The sequence below is a fragment of the Vibrio sp. 1F279 genome, from assembly GCF_041439815.1.
GTDB lineage: Bacteria > Pseudomonadota > Gammaproteobacteria > Enterobacterales > Vibrionaceae > Vibrio > Vibrio tasmaniensis_A.
The window spans coordinates 11,812-30,959 of the sequence record NZ_JBGOOU010000035.1 but is presented as its reverse complement, the minus strand read 5'-3'; the positions used below and the strand labels follow the sequence as shown (position 1 = coordinate 30,959).

14 protein-coding genes are annotated in these 19,148 nt (G+C 44.2%); 13 read left to right on the top strand and 1 reads right to left on the bottom strand.

Annotated features, from left to right (window positions below; genetic code table 11):
- The first annotated feature begins 65 nt into the window (after positions 1 to 65).
- From ACED60_RS20580 to tldD, 13 genes are all read left to right on the top strand, one after another.
- Positions 66 to 617, top strand: coding sequence for a prepilin-type N-terminal cleavage/methylation domain-containing protein (locus ACED60_RS20580; protein ID WP_371728347.1), 552 nt, complete (start codon positions 66 to 68; stop codon positions 615 to 617).
- A complete protein-coding gene (locus ACED60_RS20575; RefSeq protein WP_371728346.1) occupies positions 614 to 1,162 on the top strand; it encodes a prepilin-type N-terminal cleavage/methylation domain-containing protein in 549 nt (182 codons plus the stop codon). The genes ACED60_RS20580 and ACED60_RS20575 overlap by 4 nt, the downstream gene beginning before the upstream one ends.
- Entirely contained in the window at positions 1,162 to 1,884 is a 723-nt protein-coding gene (locus ACED60_RS20570; protein ID WP_371728345.1) for a PilW family protein, read from the top strand. The genes ACED60_RS20575 and ACED60_RS20570 overlap by 1 nt, the downstream gene beginning before the upstream one ends.
- Complete coding sequence (locus tag ACED60_RS20565; protein ID WP_371728344.1) at positions 1,874 to 2,302, top strand: MSHA biogenesis protein MshP; 429 nt, start codon at positions 1,874 to 1,876, stop codon at positions 2,300 to 2,302. Before ACED60_RS20570 ends, ACED60_RS20565 begins: the two co-directional genes overlap by 11 nt.
- Entirely contained in the window at positions 2,302 to 6,516 is a 4,215-nt protein-coding gene (locus tag ACED60_RS20560; RefSeq protein ID WP_371728343.1) for a DUF6701 domain-containing protein, read from the top strand. The genes ACED60_RS20565 and ACED60_RS20560 overlap by 1 nt, the downstream gene beginning before the upstream one ends.
- 148 nt (positions 6,517 to 6,664) lie before the next feature.
- On the top strand, positions 6,665 to 7,708 hold the full coding sequence (locus ACED60_RS20555) for a rod shape-determining protein (RefSeq protein ID WP_009847850.1): 1,044 nt from the start codon (positions 6,665 to 6,667) through the stop codon (positions 7,706 to 7,708).
- A 94-nt stretch (positions 7,709 to 7,802) separates the two neighbouring features.
- Positions 7,803 to 8,690, top strand: coding sequence for a rod shape-determining protein MreC (gene mreC / locus ACED60_RS20550; protein ID WP_371728342.1), 888 nt, complete (start codon positions 7,803 to 7,805; stop codon positions 8,688 to 8,690).
- The gene (mreD, locus tag ACED60_RS20545) at positions 8,680 to 9,168 is read left to right on the top strand and encodes a rod shape-determining protein MreD (RefSeq protein WP_135382239.1); all 489 of its coding nucleotides are present in this window, start codon (positions 8,680 to 8,682) and stop codon (positions 9,166 to 9,168) included. The genes mreC and mreD overlap by 11 nt, the downstream gene beginning before the upstream one ends.
- Before the next feature lie 7 nt (positions 9,169 to 9,175).
- The gene (locus tag ACED60_RS20540; RefSeq protein ID WP_371728341.1) at positions 9,176 to 9,820 is read left to right on the top strand and encodes a nucleoside triphosphate pyrophosphatase; all 645 of its coding nucleotides are present in this window, start codon (positions 9,176 to 9,178) and stop codon (positions 9,818 to 9,820) included.
- A gap of 20 nt (positions 9,821 to 9,840) precedes the next feature.
- Complete coding sequence (gene rng, locus ACED60_RS20535; protein WP_009847846.1) at positions 9,841 to 11,310, top strand: ribonuclease G; 1,470 nt, start codon at positions 9,841 to 9,843, stop codon at positions 11,308 to 11,310.
- 10 nt (positions 11,311 to 11,320) lie between these two features.
- Positions 11,321 to 15,193, top strand: coding sequence for a YhdP family protein (locus tag ACED60_RS20530; protein WP_371728340.1), 3,873 nt, complete (start codon positions 11,321 to 11,323; stop codon positions 15,191 to 15,193).
- Positions 15,194 to 15,308: 115 nt separating this feature from the next.
- A complete protein-coding gene (locus ACED60_RS20525; RefSeq protein WP_017098898.1) occupies positions 15,309 to 16,121 on the top strand; it encodes a carbon-nitrogen hydrolase family protein in 813 nt (270 codons plus the stop codon).
- A 19-nt stretch (positions 16,122 to 16,140) separates the two neighbouring features.
- Positions 16,141 to 17,586 carry a metalloprotease TldD gene (gene tldD, locus ACED60_RS20520; RefSeq protein WP_371728339.1) on the top strand — a complete coding sequence of 482 codons (1,446 nt, stop codon included), beginning with the start codon at positions 16,141 to 16,143 and terminating at the stop codon, positions 17,584 to 17,586.
- A 116-nt stretch (positions 17,587 to 17,702) separates the two neighbouring features.
- Here the strand turns inward: tldD and ACED60_RS20515 are convergent, their stop codons facing one another.
- Positions 17,703 to 19,082 (bottom strand): PhoH family protein, encoded by a 1,380-nt coding sequence (locus ACED60_RS20515; protein ID WP_009847842.1) that lies wholly within the window; start codon positions 19,080 to 19,082, stop codon positions 17,703 to 17,705.
- Between the last annotated feature and the right edge of the window lie 66 nt (positions 19,083 to 19,148).

Sequence of the window (19,148 nt, the reverse complement as noted above, 5' to 3'; positions counted from 1 at the left end):
CAACCTCCCTTCCCTGAGTTACACTTAATTTTTAAATTATCAAATATTTAGCGGATTGGATTTCGGTGAATCAATTCAATAGAACATACAGAAACATCGGGCTTCAGCAACTAGGCTTCACTTTGGTTGAGCTAATCATTGTGATCTTGTTGATTGCGATTGTCTCTGCCTACGCTGCTAGCCGTCTTTCTGGAAGGGATAGCTTTTCTGCCTTTGCTGCTCAAGAGCAAGTAACTTCTGTTGTCCGCCAGGTTCAAATCAATCGTATGCAATCCAATGTGGACCTTGGGGCCGTCGTTGGAGAGAGCAATTTTATTCTCGCTATCGTTGGGAATTGTGTCGGTTCCGAAGTTAGCTGTACCGCGCAAAACCAAGCGCGTAGTGATTGGGTTATGCTCAACGGGGTCACTTTAACGGCGGCATCGAATACCGCACCTGCCAGTCCCCTATCTCTAGTTAACTTTGATTTATTAGGCAACCCTACAACAGGTGAAACACCTGCAGGCGTTGTCGTTGACGTTGCTGCCGGTGTGGTGATTACTATCACTTCAAATGTGAACACCTGCCGTGTGGATATTAACTCGCAAGGTTATGTCGAAAATGGGGTGTGCTCATGAACACCATTCATAGATCACCTGCAAAAGAACGTGGTTTCACATTAATTGAAAGTGTCGTTGTGATCGTGGTTATGGGGCTTGCCATGATGACCATCATAAATTTTTTAGCACCTCAGATTAGCCGATCTGGTGATCCTCATTATCAAACCCGTTCAGCCGCGTTGGGGCAGAGTGTGATGTCGATGATTCTTGCTCGAGGGTTCGATGAGAATAGTGACTTTGATGGCGGAGAACTTAGGTGCGGTGAGGGAGCTGCTGCCGGTGTTAATTGCACTGCTGAGGCTAACTTTGGCCCAGAAGAGGCTGATATTGCTCTATACAATGATGTCGATGACTATGATGGTTGTTGGGAGCCCGGTGCAATTAACGGGTGTCGAGACCTTAATCTATTATTGGGCGAGAATGGCGCAACAACCTACAACAACTACCGACTAGATGTTGATGTGACGTACCAAATTGTCGATCAACTAAAAAGAATCAACCTCACGATCTCGGCCTCAAATTATCCTCCTATCGTGCTGGATGCCTATCGAGGGAATTACTAATGAGAAGGCAAGGTTTCACTCTTATTGAAATGATTATCACCATGATTGTTGGTAGCATTTTAGTTGTAGGCATTGCTGGGTTTGTTGAATTGGGTGCGCGTGGCTATGTGGACACCGTAGATAGGCAGCGTTTACAAACTCAAGCAAAGTTTGTCTTGGAAAAAATCACTCGTGAAGTGCGTCATGCTGTACCGAATATGTTCAATCAGAATGCTGTCGTCCCGGGAGCTCGCTGTGTTTCATTTTTCCCTATCGTTACCTCTGGGATTTATGCGGTGTCGGGCGATGATATTCAATTTGTTACGGCTGATAATACACTGACGACAGCTGCGCTAACCCCATTATCTTTAGTGATAAACCCTACAGAGGCGGCGCCGACCAATAATATTTTCCCCTTAGCTACTGTAACTGCAACGAATAATACTTTCTTGCTTGCTAATGAGTCTGTAAACCTTGTGGGTAATTCGGTTTCAAATCGACATTATATTTACAATCCTAATGGCCGCGTAAACTATTGCATTGTGAATGGCCGAGTATGGAGAAGTGAAGGAAATGGCGCATTAATCCCAATTTCGGATACGGGAGTGACTGGGGATTTAGACTATCAACCCGCAAATGTTCAGCGTAATGGTATCGTCCATCTTGAGTTTGAATTTAGAAACCAAGTCGGGGATGAGCTTACCAATTTCCAACAAGACATACAGGTGATCAATGTTCCTTAAAAAAAGACAAGTCGGAAGCCTGTATATTGTCGTCATCTTTGTCTTGGTGGTGATGGGTTTTCTGGCGACAACCTTAAATCGCATAGAGTGGTCCAATCATGACGCACATACAAAAGATGTGATTGGTACTCAAGCCGCACTTTTAGCTCATTCGGCAATTGAGCAAGCCTTAATGCAGATATATCCACCTAGAGCCAACACAACGGTTCCATTTGATGTGGCTACAGAGTGTACAAACTTGGACGCATCCACTATGAACTTCGCAACTACAATTACATGTGCAGATGTTCAAATAACGTGCTCACCAACCGGTGGTCAACTTGTCGATAATTCTCAGTTATATACAGTAAGAGCAGTCGCAATGTGCGGAACGGGTGTAAATGTAATGCAGCGTAGTCAAGATGTGTGGGTGAGATAATGAGAGTACTATTTTTATCATTGGCTTTGTTGTTTTCTCTCAGCACATCATCGTTTTCGTATGCTTCCACTTGTCTAACCAATGGCTCTTCTGTAGATGCTCGCAATGGTTTTTGTATCACCTTTTCTCTTGAGTCTGACGGGTCGAATCGAATTCGATTAGCGAATAGCCAATATTTCCCGTTATGGACAGATGATGATGATTTTGATGGGTACTATCAGCAAATCTTTGACGATGATTATGAAGATGATGACGTCCTTCGACAATTTCAGGTTAAGTTTGAGCGTACTTCTAATTATAACGCTAGATGGATAAGTGGGAAATTAACCTACTCAGTAGATGGTACCCAGAAAAAAGTTATTAATAACTTTGATTTATCTTATGCCACTGGCGCTGATAAATTCGACCCATTTGTTACCATTACACTGATTGGTGATAGTTTCACTAGCAGTTCCCAATACTGTATAACGGAAAAAGATTGCCAGCCATTGGTACCACGTTATAAACCGTTATTTGAATTTGGAGAGGTAGACGCTAGCTCTTGTAATGGGTATACGTGTAGCTTTGATTTTGAAGAAGATTTTAAAACGACGCCTGTCGTTATATTAATGTCTTCTTATAATCTAAATGATAATCCATCGGCAATGTTCGTCACATCTGTGACTAAAGATCGGGTCGAAGTTAAACAACGCTTCCCTTTAAGCTCGGATACTAACTTAATGGATCCGATCTATTATTTTGCAGCAGAGGTTGGGGACGTAATATTAGATGAATCTCAGCCAGGGAAAATAATACGTGTAAGTAAAGTTGAGCTGAATCACTTCCAAACGGCAGGAAATACAAATGGGGAGGGTTGGAAACGGGAAACTTACTCTCAACGTTTCTCTGCGGCTCCTATTGTCTTTTCTCAAGTTCAGCCCGATAGCGGTAAGGATTTTTGGGTAACTACTGCACATAAAAATGTTGGAACCTCGAATTTTCGGCTGGCCTTAGAATTTGGCCGGCAAAATGTACCTACGCCTACAAGCTATAGACGCAGAACTGTAGGGTATATGGCGGCACCTGAGTTTTCTGGGCAAACTTCAGATGGTATTCGTTTTGTTTTTAATAAACCCAGTAGTTCATACAATCAAAGCGCTTCATTAGCGCAGTCTTGTATTGATAATCAGGTGTTCCATGGCCAGTCGTTCCAAGACTTTGGTGTGATTATTCAAAAGCAAACTCGAAGTGGATCGGATGGAGGGTGGTTGAGGTTATGTGAACTATCGAATCCGGATTATTTTACATTTATGCTAGAAGAAGACGCTTCAAATCGCTCGCATCAGACATATGAAAGAGTTGGGTTCTTTGCATTTGAAGAAGTAAGGCCAAAACCCCCTATTCAAAAATGTGATTACTTTCCTGAAATGTTGCAATCAAACCGTTATTTGCCAGGCGCAAATCCCGGAGAATGGACTCCATGGGATGGACAACTGGATATATCTTCAGGAAGTGGTACTGGAAATAATATCTATCTCGATCAAATTTCCAAATCAGAAGCATTAGGTTTTACTTCTTCTAGAGTGTCTGGTCTTGGAGCTTGTGTTTATAAAAACGGGCAGAATAGTGGCGGAAGTTGTACGGTGAGTTCGGCTAAGAACTTATTTCCGTTAGGTGTTCCGGATACTACTGCTTTTAACCCTTCGGGTGGTGTGTTGATAGCGGCTGGCAATAATCAGACGACTGAGGCGACTCAATTTAATTATACTTCATTATCTTTTAGCGCAAATACGAGCACAGTTGTTTTTCCCGCTGGAGAGTATTGGATTGACACCATCAATTTTAATCATAACGATTCTTACATTAAGGTTAAAGGTGATGGTCCAGTTGTTATTCACTACAACCATATAAATTTGTCTCATAAAAGTCGTATATATATTAATGCAGGAATAGATGAGCAGAGTGATTCTAGCTATGATCACAATGACTTTACGTTTATTGGTCATGGCCGTTTTTCATCTTTTTGGCCTTTAGGTGGTTCTGATATCCGTTTGAATGCGAATGTGTATGTATCGCCAGAGGCTATCAGTGCTGGTTTCGATATTAATGGTGTCGCTCGTTTTCAAATGACAGGAGCAATTACCGCTCCTAGAGTTTCATTTAGGTCGTCAGACACTAGCTTCATAAGGGCTAAGTCAATAGCAGGATGTTACACGCCTCCTAGCCCAACGATAAAATATATAGAGATCAAACCAAACAACTATCACTTAACTTGTGATGACAAGGCTGAGGTGTATGTCGTGCCTTATGATGAAAACAGTCAGCCAATGAGCGATGTCAATGGGGAGACGGTATCTATAAGTGCACCTGAGGTAACTTTTAGCGGTGGCTCTTTTGATAGCCAAAACAAGAGGTTTGTTTTTGATATTGATGGTCGAAGTGGTAATAAATACGGTGATGTGCTTGCGACTGCATCAGTTAATGGAACGACTATCCAAGACCAAAAAGACATTAGCTTTGTACCTTATCGGTTTGATATTAAGCCGAGTGCTAGTTCTACATGGAACAATCAGCCGCTAGAGGTCATTGCCGGAAAAGCAGAAGATATTGATGTTCGAGTCTTGGCTTGTAGTAATAATGCATCACCAACGCCGATTGTGATGAATTATGCGGAAAAGTTAGATGTGAACGATCTTGGATACGTGCTTCAAAAGCCCGGAAGTGGTGGCGGTAGCCTTGGCAGTGGCGATTTTAACTTCTCTAAAGGGGTGGTTGAGGATGTTGCTATTCAATTTGATAACTCAGGCGAGTTAGTTGTCACACTTGAAGATAAGAGCTTTAGGTGTTCAACTCAACCCCCGACAGTCGCGAACTGCCCTAGCGATGGCGGTACGTTGAAAGGTCAAATTACCTTGAAGGCTCGCCCTTGGAAAATAGCAATATGTAATGTTCGTTCAGGATCTTCGTTTAACCCTGCTGGTGGGGAAACAGGAGGTGGCTTTATATCAGCAGGAACAGATTTCATTGTTGACTATAAACCAATCATTCATCCAGATTCAGCATTAGGCATCACTGATGAGTGTGCCTACCCAGTGACAAGTAATTATTCACTTGATAGTGGTCCCTTAGATTTAGATTTTAAGGTGGTTTACCCAGCTCCATCATTAAACCCCCAACCAGGGGCTGTGACTCCTAATGTGATTCCTTCATTTAGTACCAACCAAGTACTGAATACTCTCGTTCATACTTGGAGCGAAGTTGGCGCTATCGAGTTTATTAGTAGTGCTATTTATCTTGGTCGTGATATACAAAAAGATCACCAAGTCATTGGCCGCTTTTATCCTGATTACTTTAATACGTTGAATAATGTGTGGGGAAACCCTGCAGGGCAAGCTTTTGCTTACATGAATCAAGAGTTTGATAATGTCTCCGTTGACGTTGAGGCTTACAGTGCGTTGGGGAACGAAACTCAGAATTACGGAAGTTTTAACACTATTCAGCAAGCTTTTTTTGAGTTAGATGAAGGGCGTTTACTCAACGGTAATCGCTTGAATTTAACTTATCGAGGTAGTCGAGGGGCGATCAATAACAACGATATATCATGGCAGAAGCAGGCTGACTTTTCGCCTGATGGTCCTTTTAATTTTGATGGGGGGCCAATTCGAGATGTCTCTTTGAATATTTTTACAGCAACACTTTCAGATCCTGTGCAATTCAAAACACAACCAACCGATCCTTCAGGCATGACAACACAACGACTGCCTGATAGCCAACCCAATGTGGTTTTTGGTCGTGTGAATTTGAGTGATGTAGGTGGGGTTGAAGGTAGTTCGATTACCGTTCCTCTTCAAGTTCAGTATTGGACAAACGGTGCTTTTATTAACAATGTATTTGATAGTTTCACTGATATCGATGCTGAAATGGATGGAAACCCTACGGTTATATGGCCTGTTGGGGGAGCGACTACGGCGACATTAACGGGAGCTGCTGATGTGAATAATGGAGTGTCGAACAACTTTACAGCACAGCAAGCCCCTAATGCTGTAACTAGGGAGCAAGTGCAAATTTGGCAACAGCTTGACTCCATAAATAATAATATGCCTTGGCTAATGTTTGATTGGGACCAAGATGGTATTGATGAAGAAAACCCATCAACAGTAGTCACCTTTGGTATCCATCGCGGGAACGATCGTGTGATCTACCGAGGTGAAAGTGGCTTAATAGGTCAGCAATAATATGATTTTTTGGCTGTTAAGTTAGGAATCTGTAAGAAATTGTGGGTTTCAGTCCATGTTTATACTTCAATGCCTTGCCGTGACAGCAAGGCATTGGTACATTTAGTGCAATTTTTGTCTTCTAATTCTTGCAGGATGAGCGAAGAATATGTTTAAAAAGCTTCGTGGCATGTTTTCAAACGACCTATCGATTGATTTAGGTACTGCCAATACCCTTATATATGTAAAAGGCCAAGGCATTGTTCTTGATGAGCCTTCAGTTGTAGCTATCCGCCAAGATCGTGCGGGTTCTGCAAAGAGTGTCGCTGCGGTTGGTCACGCTGCTAAGCAAATGCTTGGCCGTACGCCTGGTAATATCTCAGCAATCCGTCCAATGAAAGATGGCGTAATTGCTGACTTTTACGTAACGGAAAAAATGCTTCAGCACTTCATTAAGCAAGTGCATGATAACAGTGTTCTTAAACCAAGCCCTCGCGTATTGGTTTGTGTTCCTTGTGGTTCAACGCAAGTTGAGCGCCGTGCAATCCGTGAATCAGCACTGGGTGCTGGTGCTCGTGAAGTTTACCTAATCGATGAGCCTATGGCTGCTGCGATTGGTGCAGGCCTACGTGTATCTGAGCCAACAGGTTCAATGGTTGTTGATATCGGTGGTGGTACGACGGAAGTTGCCGTTATCTCACTAAACGGTGTGGTTTACTCGTCTTCTGTACGTATCGGTGGTGACCGTTTTGATGAAGCTATCATCAACTACGTTCGTCGTAACTACGGCAGCTTGATCGGTGAAGCAACAGCCGAAAAGATCAAACACGAAATCGGTTCTGCTTACCCAGGCGATGAAGTCGATGAGATTGAAGTACGTGGTCGTAACCTTGCTGAAGGTGTTCCTCGTAGCTTTAGTCTGAACTCAAATGAAATCCTTGAAGCGCTTCAAGAACCTTTATCTGGCATCGTATCTGCAGTCATGGTTGCACTTGAACAGTGTCCACCAGAGCTTGCTTCTGATATCTCAGAAAACGGTATGGTACTGACAGGTGGTGGTGCACTGCTTAAAGACCTTGATCGTCTGCTAACTGAAGAAACGGGTATCCCTGTTGTTGTGGCGGAAGAGCCATTAACGTGTGTTGCTCTAGGCGGTGGTAAAGCTCTAGAGATGATCGACATGCACGGCGGTGATCTTTTCAGCGAAGAATAGTATCTAGTGTTAGGCTCTTTTCTTATCTAGTTTTATGTAAAGAGCCTAAGACCTTGTCTATAGGATCAAATGTCGCTCTAGGACCAAATATAGAATGAAGCCAATTTTTGGTAGAGGTCCCTCTCTACAATTGCGCCTGTTTTTTGCTGTAACATTATCAGCCAGCCTTATGCTGGCTGATAGTCGTTTAGATGCATTCTCAAATGTCCGCTATCTATTAAACAGCATGGTTGCGCCAATTCAGTATGCCGCTAATTTGCCTCGCACCATGTTTGATGGCGTATACGACCGTTTTAGTACTCGCAAAGGGCTAATTGAATCCAACCATACTATTAAACGAGAAGTCTTGCGCCTGAAGAGCGAGCTGATTCTGCTTGAGCAATATCAAGAGGAAAACAAGCGCCTTCGTAAGCTATTAGGCTCTCCGTTTATCCGTGATGAAAAGAAAGTCGTCACAGAAGTTATGGCCGTTGATACTTCACCCTACCGTCACCAAGTCGTGCTCGACAAAGGTCAGATTGATGGGGTGTACGAAGGTCAGCCTGTGATCAATGAAAAAGGCATTGTTGGTCAAGTCACTTTTGTTGCTGCTCATAATAGTCGTGTTTTGCTACTGACTGATGCAAATAACGCAATTCCTGTTCAGGTTATTCGTAACGATATACGTGTTATTGCTTCTGGTAATGGCATGATTGATGAGATCCAGTTAGAGCACATTCCAACCAGTACTGACATACAAGAAGAAGATCTGCTGGTGACATCTGGACTTGGTGGTGTATATCCTGAGGGTTACCCAGTCGCTTATGTGACTGCTGTTGATTATGACCCAAAGCGTGAGTTCGCCGTTATTAAAGCAGAACCTGTAGTTGAGTTTGATAAGCTCAGATACTTGTTGCTTGTGTGGCCTGATGAAAATAAACAGATGCAAGCAGAACAATCCAGTATCGAACAAGCATTGTTAGAAGGTGAAAATGGCCAATAGCGTTTTAAGAAGCAAAGTAGTAATTGGCTGCTCATTTTTGATAGCACTTATTCTACAAACGATCCCTTGGCCGGGTAGTTTAGACCTATTCAGGCCATCTTGGTTATTACTGGTTACCTGCTATTGGGTTTTAGCGTTACCTTACAGAGTTAACGTTGGTAGTGCTCTAGTGCTGGGCTTATTGTGGGACCTTTTGATCGGTTCGACTCTCGGTATTAGAGGCATGATGCTGGCAATAGTAATGTACATTATTGCAATGAACTTCCTCGTGATTCGAAATATGGCGCTATGGCAGCAAGCGATAATCATTGCAGCCTTAACAGTGTTGTTTGAGGTGCTGATATTCTTTGGTGAATATTTGATCCAAGATGTCGTTTTCAATCCGTTATCGCTATGGAGCGCATTGATAAACTGTATACTTTGGCCTTGGATGTTTTTATTAATGAGACGTGTACGTCGCCATTGGCATGTAAGGTAGAGTGACGATGGAAAAGAAACATTTAGTTTTGGCATCCGGCTCTCCACGCCGTAAAGAATTGCTATCTCAACTCGGTTATGAGTTTTCTGTCCTTGTAACTGATGTCGAAGAGTGTAAACACGCTCAAGAAACCGCCGAAGAGTACGTTAAGCGACTATCTTTAGATAAAGCCTTAGCTGCGTTGTCTTTATTGAAAGATAACCCTTCTGAAAAACAGCATGTTGCTTCTGGTTCTGATACTGTAGTTGCTAGTTCTGATGCTATTTCTCTTGATTATGAAACAGTGGTTCTAGGCTCTGACACAGTCGTCGTAAGCCAAGGGCAAGTGCTCGAGAAGCCAATAGACCTTGCTGACTCTAAGCGTATGCTTACTCAGTTAGCGAATGAACGTCACCAAGTGATGACTGCAGTGTCTGTTGTATCAGAAGAAAAACAAAAGACAGATATCATTATTACCGACGTATGGTTTAAACCCCTCAGTGAAAAAGAAATAGAACAATACTGGCAAACAGGGGAGCCATGCGATAAAGCCGGTAGCTATGGGATCCAAGGTTTGGGCGGACGCTTTGTTACCCGAATCGAAGGTAGTTATTACGCCGTTGTCGGCTTACCTTTATTTGAAACGGACCAGCTACTGCAAGAATTCTTATAATTACTAATCTGAGGTGCACCATGAGTGCTGAATTGTTGCTGAACGTGACCCCGAGTGAGACTCGTGTGGCCATGATTGAAGGGGGAGCTCTTCAAGAGATCCATGTCGAACGAGATGCTCGACGCGGGATCGTAGGAAATATCTACAAAGGACGTGTAAGCCGTGTTTTGCCTGGAATGCAGGCGGCATTTGTGGATATTGGCCTTGATAAAGCAGCTTTTTTGCACGCCTCTGATATTGTCCCCCACACTGAATGTGTTGCTGAGAATGAAAAGAAGCAATTTCAGGTTCGTGATATTTCAGAGCTTGTTCGCCAAGGGCAAGATATAGTCGTTCAAGTGGTCAAAGATCCTCTTGGTACCAAAGGTGCCCGTCTAACCACTGACATTACATTACCATCTCGTTATCTGGTATTCATGCCGGGCGCAAGCCACGTTGGTGTTTCTCAGAGAATTGATAGTGAGTCAGAACGCAACCGCCTAAAAAAAGTCGTGTCTCGTTACTGTGACGAGCACGGTGGCTTCATCATCCGCACGGCAGCAGAAGGCGCAGATTCAAATGAGTTGGCGCAAGATGCCGCATTCTTGAAGCGATTATGGCTAAAGGTGTTAGAACGTCGTGGTAAGCACAAAGCTCGTACTCGCTTGTATGGTGAGTTGTGCTTAAGCCAACGTATCTTACGTGACTTTGTCGGTACTGAGCTGAGCAAGATTCAGGTCGATTCTCGTCTAGAATATGAAAACCTAAAAGAGTTTACTTCTGAATACGTACCTGAGCTAACAGACAAGCTTGAGTTGTATGAAGGTGATAAGCCTATCTTTGATATGTACGATACCGAGAACGAAATTCAACGTTCATTGGATCGCAAAGTCGAATTGAAGTCTGGTGGGTATCTGATTATCGACCAAACAGAAGCGATGACCACTGTTGATATCAATACTGGCGCCTTTGTTGGTCGTCGTAATCTCGAAGAGACGATTTTCAATACTAACGTCGAAGCGACACAAGCTATTGCTCGTCAACTTCGCCTTCGTAATTTAGGCGGCATCATCATTATCGATTTTATTGATATGCTGTCTGAAGAACACCGTAAGCGAGTACTAACTTCTTTAGAAGCTGCATTAGACAAAGACCGTGTGAAAACCAACATTAATGGCTTCACACAGCTTGGTTTGGTTGAGATGACTCGTAAACGTACTCGTGAAAGTATTGAGCATATTCTGTGTTCTAGCTGCCCTGCTTGTGAAGGTCGCGGTAGCGTGAAGACAGTTGAAACCGTTTGTTATGAAATTCTTCGAGAGATCACACGAGTGAATCGCGCGTATGACGCCGATAAGTTTGTTGTTTATGCGGCGGCTGCCGTTGCCGAGGCGTTAGAAGGCGAGGAATCTCATGCGCTTGCTGAGCTTGAAGTGTTTATTGGTAAGCAAGTTAAAATCCAGGCTGAGCCTCTGTACATACAAGAGCAGTTTGATGTTGTTATGATGTAATGGATATTTTGTGAGTTCAAGCGTTACTCTGATTCTTCGTACATGTCTATGGTTAGTGGTTACTCTCTTAGTAACACTAGCCATTGCTGTCACTACACTGCGTGTAGCCTTACCTAATTTAAATAAGTATCAATCTGAAATTGAGCTTTGGGTAAACCAACATTCCGGTTTTGAGTTTTCTATTCAAGATGTGGGTGGTTTTTGGCGTAACACTCACCCCTCTATTGCTCTGCAAGGTGTAAAGGCTAGCCTTCCCAACGCAGAAGATGTGGCTTTCTCTGTTGAGCGTGTTGAAGTTGAGTTTGATTTGATTCAATCGGTCGTGCAGATGCGTCCTGTCGTGGCCGATTTGGTCATGAATCAAATGTATCTTGATATCCGCTCAATTGATCTATTTGCCGGGCAAAACGGTAAAGATGAACCTAAAGACCCCGGCTCTTCCAAGCGAGTGATACAGGAGCTGGACAATTTACTTCTAAAAACTTTGGTGGATGTGACCGCTAAAGATTCCTCTCTTCTATATCGCACTATCTCTGGTGAAGAACGTCAGCTTGATATCGAAACTTTAAAATGGCAAAACTCAGGTAAACATCACCTTGCGGAGGGTGTAGTAAGTATTAAAGACGCTAATCTCAACTCTTTGTCAGTAAGTGCTAACTTTGTTGATGGTGGCTCTTTAACTGATATGACGGGCGAGTTTTATGTCAGCGCGGATAGTATCTCAGTAATGCCTTGGTTAACTCGTTATATGCAGGCAGAATCCGGCATTGAGACGGGCACGGTGAGCTTGAATAGCTGGCTAACGCTACGAAATAGCAAGCCAGTTAGCGCTTATGTTGAGGTATTACCTTCAGAACTGACTTGGAATGAAGATGGTCAACATGACTTGATGCTTGAGTCGGGTGTTTTTAAATTATCCCCCATTGATGGTGGATGGCAGGTTAATGGTCACTCACTAAATCTAAGAACGGATGACAGGCCTTGGCCTGAACTTGATGTCGCTTTCAAGTGGAATAAAGGCCCGTGGGAACTTAATGTTTCTGAACTTGATGTTGAAACCATTACTCCGTTGATCAAGTTGATGCCAGATTCTTCGCAATCTACCCAAATGATCAATGCATTGGCACCGGGCGGTATCGTTTCAGACATTCGCGTTGCGATGGACTCTGGAATTGAAAGCTTGCGTTACTCTGCGAACTTTTCCGATTTGGCGATCGAACAATGGGAGTTAGTCCCTGGCTTTAGCCAAGTATCAGGGCATGTGTTTGGCTCGGCTTCGGAAGCGAAAGCCAGCTTATATGTTATTGATGATGTGTTTCCTTATGGTGACGTTTTCCAAGCGCCTCTGAATATCAAACAAGGTCAGGTTGATATTGTTTGGCAGCAAGATGAAAACGGCTGGAAACTGTGGTCGGACAAAATCACTGCAGCCACGCCAGATTTACAAGTACTAGGCGCATTTCGCTTGGACTTTCCAAATAACGCTAGCCCTTACCTTTCTTTTTATGGTGAAGCGGACGCTTACAACGTCGGTGAAACATGGCGCTATTTACCGACATTGGCACTTGGCCAAGATTTAACCGATTACCTTTCAACGGCGATTCAAGCGGGTAAGGCCGACACCGTTAAATTACTCTGGCATGGTGAATTAGCCCAATATCCGTACACCAATCATGATGGTATTTTCCAAGTTTGGGTTGGCTTAGAAGACGCTAAGTTCAGCTTCGATACCGCGTGGCCATTGATAACCGACCTTCAACTTGATCTGTTATTTGAAAATGATGCGATGTATTTAGACTCTCGCTCCGCTCAATTGATGGATGTGGCGGCAGATCGAATCACTGGTCGTATTCCTTATTTAGGGGAAGGCGGTCATATCGAAATTGAAGCTAAAGCAACGGCGTCTGGCAATGCAGTTCGAAATTACATGACTGCTTCGCCACTCGTAGATTCTGTGGGTGCTGCGTTAACTGCGCTTAAAGTGAGTGGTGATGTCTCTTCTGAGTTCCAGCTTAATATTCCGTTTGATTCTGAACAAGAACCTAGAGCGTGGGGATATGCAGATCTGAGTGGTAATCATGTTGAGATTGAAGCTCCACCAATGGTGCTAGAGAACACCACTGGTCGTATTGAATTTGATAATGATGTCGTGACAGCAAGTGGTCTTGCCGCTGATTTGCTTAATCAAGGTATCTCGGTTGACTTTAAAGGTCTTAATGATGGACCTGGCTATGCAGTGGATCTTGATGTGTTAGGTGATTGGGACGTCAATCCTCTAAAGCCGTATGTCGGAGAGCAGTGGTTAAGCCGTTTGTCGGGTCATGCACAATGGCAAAGCCAGATCGATATTCAACTTAATGATATTGGTTTTACTTACCAACTCGACTTACAGTCAGACCTCAAATACTTAGCGAGTGATTACCCATACCCATTAGCTAAAAAGTCATTAGAAAGTGGCTCGGCAAGGCTACAAGCCTCGGGCAATCAAGAATCGATTACCGCGCGTCTGCAATTGCCGAGCACTAAATACCAAGCTGAGATTGATATTTCCGGCGATGTTCCTGAATTAACGGCGACCAATTTAGTCCTTGGTCGTGGTGGCTATAAAATTAGCCCCGTGGTAGGGCACCATGCCTTGATTCGTACCGATAAGTTCAATGCCGATGACTGGCTGTCAGTAGTCATGGAGCCAGTGCAACCATCGGATGCTGTCCTTAGCCAGATGAACACGCCAACCATTCCAGCGCCACGTCGCATCACCTTCGAGAGCAAAGAGCTGATCTTAGGTGGTATTTCTTGGAATGATGTTGATTTTAGCGCTCGAAAAAATAAGCAAGCATGGCAAATGGAAGTGTCTAGCCAAGAGCTAGAAGGGGATATTAACTACCTGCCACCTTATGATTTGACGGTTTCATTGGATCGCCTGCATCTGTTTGTTCCTGGGTGGAGTGACAAGAAAAACCAAGATCAACTGCTACAGCGTAAGGCGCAAGAAGCACCATTGATCTCTGAGTTGGATAGAAAGCTCCATGATGCGATGCCGAATTTGACGCTGACCTTGAACGACTTCTGGCTTCAAGGCTATAAAGTTGGCAAGGTTGATGTTGAAATGACGAGAAAGGAAGACCGCATTGAGTGGAATAAGATTCAGGTGAGAAGCGGCGGAAATAAAGCGGATATCAGTGGCTGGTGGGAACTGCAAGGCGATAAGAGTCATTCATCGTTAACTCTTGATGTTGAAGGTGAAAACAACAGTGAGTTAATGGAGCGTTTCGGTATTACTTCCGGGATTCAAAAAGCGCCCTTTGAGTTAGAAGGTCAATTGACTTGGGATGGTTCGCCTTGGGGGATCAAAATGGATACCCTTGATGGCAACGTTAAAACCCAATTTGGTAAAGGTATTATCTCGGATGTGAGTGGCGCAGCTCGATTACTGGGGCTGTTTAGCCTAGATTCGATTATCCGTAAGATGCAGCTCGACTTCTCGGACGTATTTGATAATGGCATGGCATTCAACAGCATCACAGGAACTGGCGAGATTCAAAATGGTATCTTTCTGACTAACGATCTGAATATGGATGCGGTCGCCGGTGAGATGAAAATAAAAGGGATCGCCAACCTCAATACACGCGAGGTCGATGCTGAAGTGAACTTCACCCCAGATATCACCTCCGGGATTCCAGTATTAACGGCTTTTGCGGTAACGCCTCAAACAGCGCTATACGTGTTAGCGGTGACTACGGTTATTTCACCGGTTGTTGAAGTCTTTACCCAAGTTAATTATTCGGTGAAAGGGCCGTTGGATTCACCAACAGTGAGCGAGCTTTTTCGCAGTTCTGGAGAATTCCAGCTACCAGAAAAACTCAGAAAATTGGCCGAATAAGCCTTAAATTAGCCAAATGAACCTTAAATTAGCCGAAAAGACCTTAGTATCCTAATCAGCTAATATACGGTGAAATGCTGATTTCTGAATCATAATGAATGGAGGAGCGATACACATGGATTGTGTTGGGTTGATTCAAATGACATCAGGCCCTCGCCCTGACTTGAACTTTGATTATCTTGCTCAAGAAGTAGCAAAGTGCAAAGAGTTGGGGGCTAAGTGGGTTGTGTGCCCTGAAAACGCGTTAGTCTTTGGCAGTAAAGCCGACTATCACCAGTATGCTGAGCCTCTAAATGATGGCCCACTGCAAAAGAAAGTCTCTGAGCTAGCAAAGCTTTACCGAATTTGGATTGTTATTGGCAGTATGCCGATAAGCACAGCTAAAGGCGTGACTACCACAACCTTGGTGATTGATGATTTTGGTTGTCTAGTGGCCCATTACGATAAGTTACACATGTTTGATGTGGATGTTGCTGATGCACATAAGTGCTATCGAGAATCGGATATTTTCACGCCCGGTGACCGAGTGGTAACAACGGAAACGCCTTTTGGTCGCTTAGGTTTGAGTATTTGTTATGATGTGCGCTTTCCGCACTTGTATTCAGAGTTACGCAAGCAAGGTGCACAAATCATAGTGGTACCGGCAGCTTTTACCGCAGTAACAGGGCAAGCTCACTGGGAAGCATTATTAAGATGCCGCGCGATCGAAACGCAATCGTGGATTATCGCGGTAGGGCAAGGCGGAAATCACCCTTGCCAAAGAGAAACATGGGGACACTCAATGGTGGTTGATCCATGGGGGCGAGTGGTTGCACAGCTAGACCAAGATCCTAAAAGTATGGTGGTTGAGATAGACACATCCAGTTGCGAATCAATCAGGCAAAATATGCCAATCGCGCAGCATTCTCGATTTACCAATCAATTTTAATTACAAATAAGAGCCATTTATGAGCATCAATCAAATTGAAGAAGCGCTACTGAACCCAACAGGGCTGACGGAGCAAAATATCGCAGATACATTGGCGAGCATTGCTACCCGCCAAATTGATTATGCTGATATCTACTTTCAGTCAAGCTGGCATGAATCTTTAGTGCTAGAAGACAGCATTATTAAAGACGGCTCTTTCAATATCGATTGTGGTCTTGGTGTACGAGCGGTATCTGGTGAAAAAACCGGTTTTGCTTACTCTGACCAAATCCAATTGGATGGCCTTAAACAGAGTGCAATCGCGGCTCGCGGTATCGCTAAGCAAGGGCAAAACGGTAAGGTACAAGCTTTCAAACGTAACTCTAACCAAGCTTACTATGATGCAGTTAACCCGCTAGCAAGCTGGGAAAAGCAGCAAAAGACAGAATTACTTAAAGCGCTTGATGCTTACATTCGCACTAAAGAACCGATGGTAACTGAAGTATCGGTGAGCCTAAGTGGTGTACATGAACAGATGCTCGTTGCGGCAACTGATGGTACTTTCGCTGGTGATATTCGCCCGTTGGTTCGTCTATCAATTAGCGTACTTGCACAGAAAGGCGATCGTCGTGAACGTGGCAGTGCCGGTGGCGGTGGTCGTTTTGGTTACGATTTCTTCTTAAGTGATGCTAACGGTTCTCAAGTTGCTTACCAATTCGCTGATGAAGCCATTCGCCAAGCATTAGTTAACCTTGAAGCGGTTGCTGCGCCTGCTGGTGCAATGCCTGTGGTTCTTGGTTCTGGTTGGCCGGGTGTTCTACTGCATGAAGCGGTAGGCCACGGTTTAGAAGGTGATTTCAACCGTAAAGAGTCTTCAGTATTTTCTGGCAAAATCGGCGAGCAAGTTACATCAAGCCTATGTACGATTGTTGATGACGGCACATTAACAGATCTACGCGGTTCATTGAACGTTGATGATGAGGGTGTTAATGGTCAGTACAATACGCTAATCGAAAACGGCATCCTAAAAGGTTACATGCAAGATAAGCTAAACGCTCGTCTAATGGGTGTCGCGCCGACAGGTAATGGTCGTCGTGAGTCTTACGCGCATCTTCCAATGCCACGTATGACGAATACATACATGCTGCCGGGCGAACACACATCGGAAGAGATCATTGCAACGGTTGAGAAAGGCATCTACGCACCGAACTTCGGTGGCGGTCAGGTTGATATCACATCAGGTAAGTTTGTGTTCTCAGCTTCTGAAGCGTACATGATTGAAAACGGTAAGATCACTCACCCAGTGAAGGGCGCGACGCTGATCGGTTCTGGTATCGAAGCAATGCAGCAGGTGTCTATGGTCGGTAATGACCTAAGCATTGACCGTGGTGTTGGTGTTTGTGGTAAGGCTGGTCAAAGTGTACCAGTGGGTGTTGGTCAACCAACATTGAAACTAGACTCGCTAACGGTTGGTGGTACTGAGTAATTCAGGTCAGCAGCACGAGTTAATTTCAAAATCTCTCGTCATAAAATAGATTGAAAGCGCCTCTATTGTGAGGCGCTTTTTGTTTATAGGTTACTGGTTCTGTGAGCGCGCAGAGTCTACATGTTCTCTTCCGCGAACTCAGCCAGTCGGCTACGCACCACACCATTGAGGTGGATGTTGGCACTGCCTTCGAAGTTTTTAAAACGCTCGACCATGTAGGTGAGCCCCGAGGTCACAGGAGTTAGGTAGGAAGAATCTATCTGCGCTAGGTTTCCTGAGCAGACGATCTTGGTCCCTTCACCACAACGGGTGATGATGGTTTTGATTTGTGAAGCGGTCAGGTTCTGACACTCATCCAAAAGCACAAATGCATTCTGAATTGAACGGCCACGCATAAAGTTAATCGATTTGAACTGGATGTTGGCTTTATCACAGATGTACTTCATCGAGCCCTCTGTGCAGTGATCGTTCTTGTGCAGCGCTTCCAGTGTATCGGTCACTGCAGCTAACCAAGGCAACATCTTCTCTTCCTCTGTACCCGGAAGAAACCCTATCGACTCACCTATATCTGGTGTGTTTCGGGTTACGATGATCTTATCGAACTGTTTACGTTCAATGGTTTGTTCAAGTGCAGCAGCCATGGCTAACAGCGTCTTACCACTACCCGCTGCGCCAGTGAGAATCACCAGATCAATATCAGGGTCGAGCAGGGCATCGATCGCCATGCCTTGATAAACGTTTTTGGGTGTGATGTCCCATGCTCTGCGATTCATTAGTCTTTCGCGACTGAGGTCTCTTAGTGTAATGCTTTCAGTTTCAATCTCTTCGACTCGAGCTGCAAAGTCACTTTCTTCGTCAATCACATACTGGTTGAGAAAGGTTGGCTCGAACGGCGCTCTTGCTAAGGTGTGCAGCGTCTTTCCGCCTAAACTTCTGCTCTCGACATTATCGATACCATCCCAAAATGAGCCTTCCAGTTGTTGGAAGCCTTTGGTGAGGTATTGGATATCATCAATCAATTGGTCTGTTTGATAGTCTTCAACAAAACGGACACCGGCGCCTTTGGCTCGTAAACGCATGTTGATGTCTTTGGTGATAAGAACCACTTCTCGTGGCGCGCGCTTATTTTGAAGATAGAGGACTGCGTTGAGGATTCGGTTATCGCCAGCTTTGTCATCGGCGAAGGCTTTGATGCTTTCTTGAAGTTCGTAGTCAGCGAGTATTGAAATACTGCCAGATGCGTTTATGTCTTTAGAAAAAGGGATGCCTTCCGATATTTGGTCTGGTGTGGCTTCCCTGAATAAGTCTTCGAGCGTTCGAATCGCAATTCTCGCATCTCGAGCAACATCTCTTTTACTGTCTTTGATTCTGTCGAGTTCTTCTAGCACTGTCATTGGGATAACGACATCGTGCTCTTGGAAAGAAAATATAGCGAAGGGTTCGTGAAGTAGGATATTGGTGTCTAAAACAAATAGCTTACGGTTGGTCTCGCCCATAGCATCTCCTTGCCGACGTGCGGCTTGCCTTGCATTCATTGAACGTAGATTAAGCTCATATAAAGG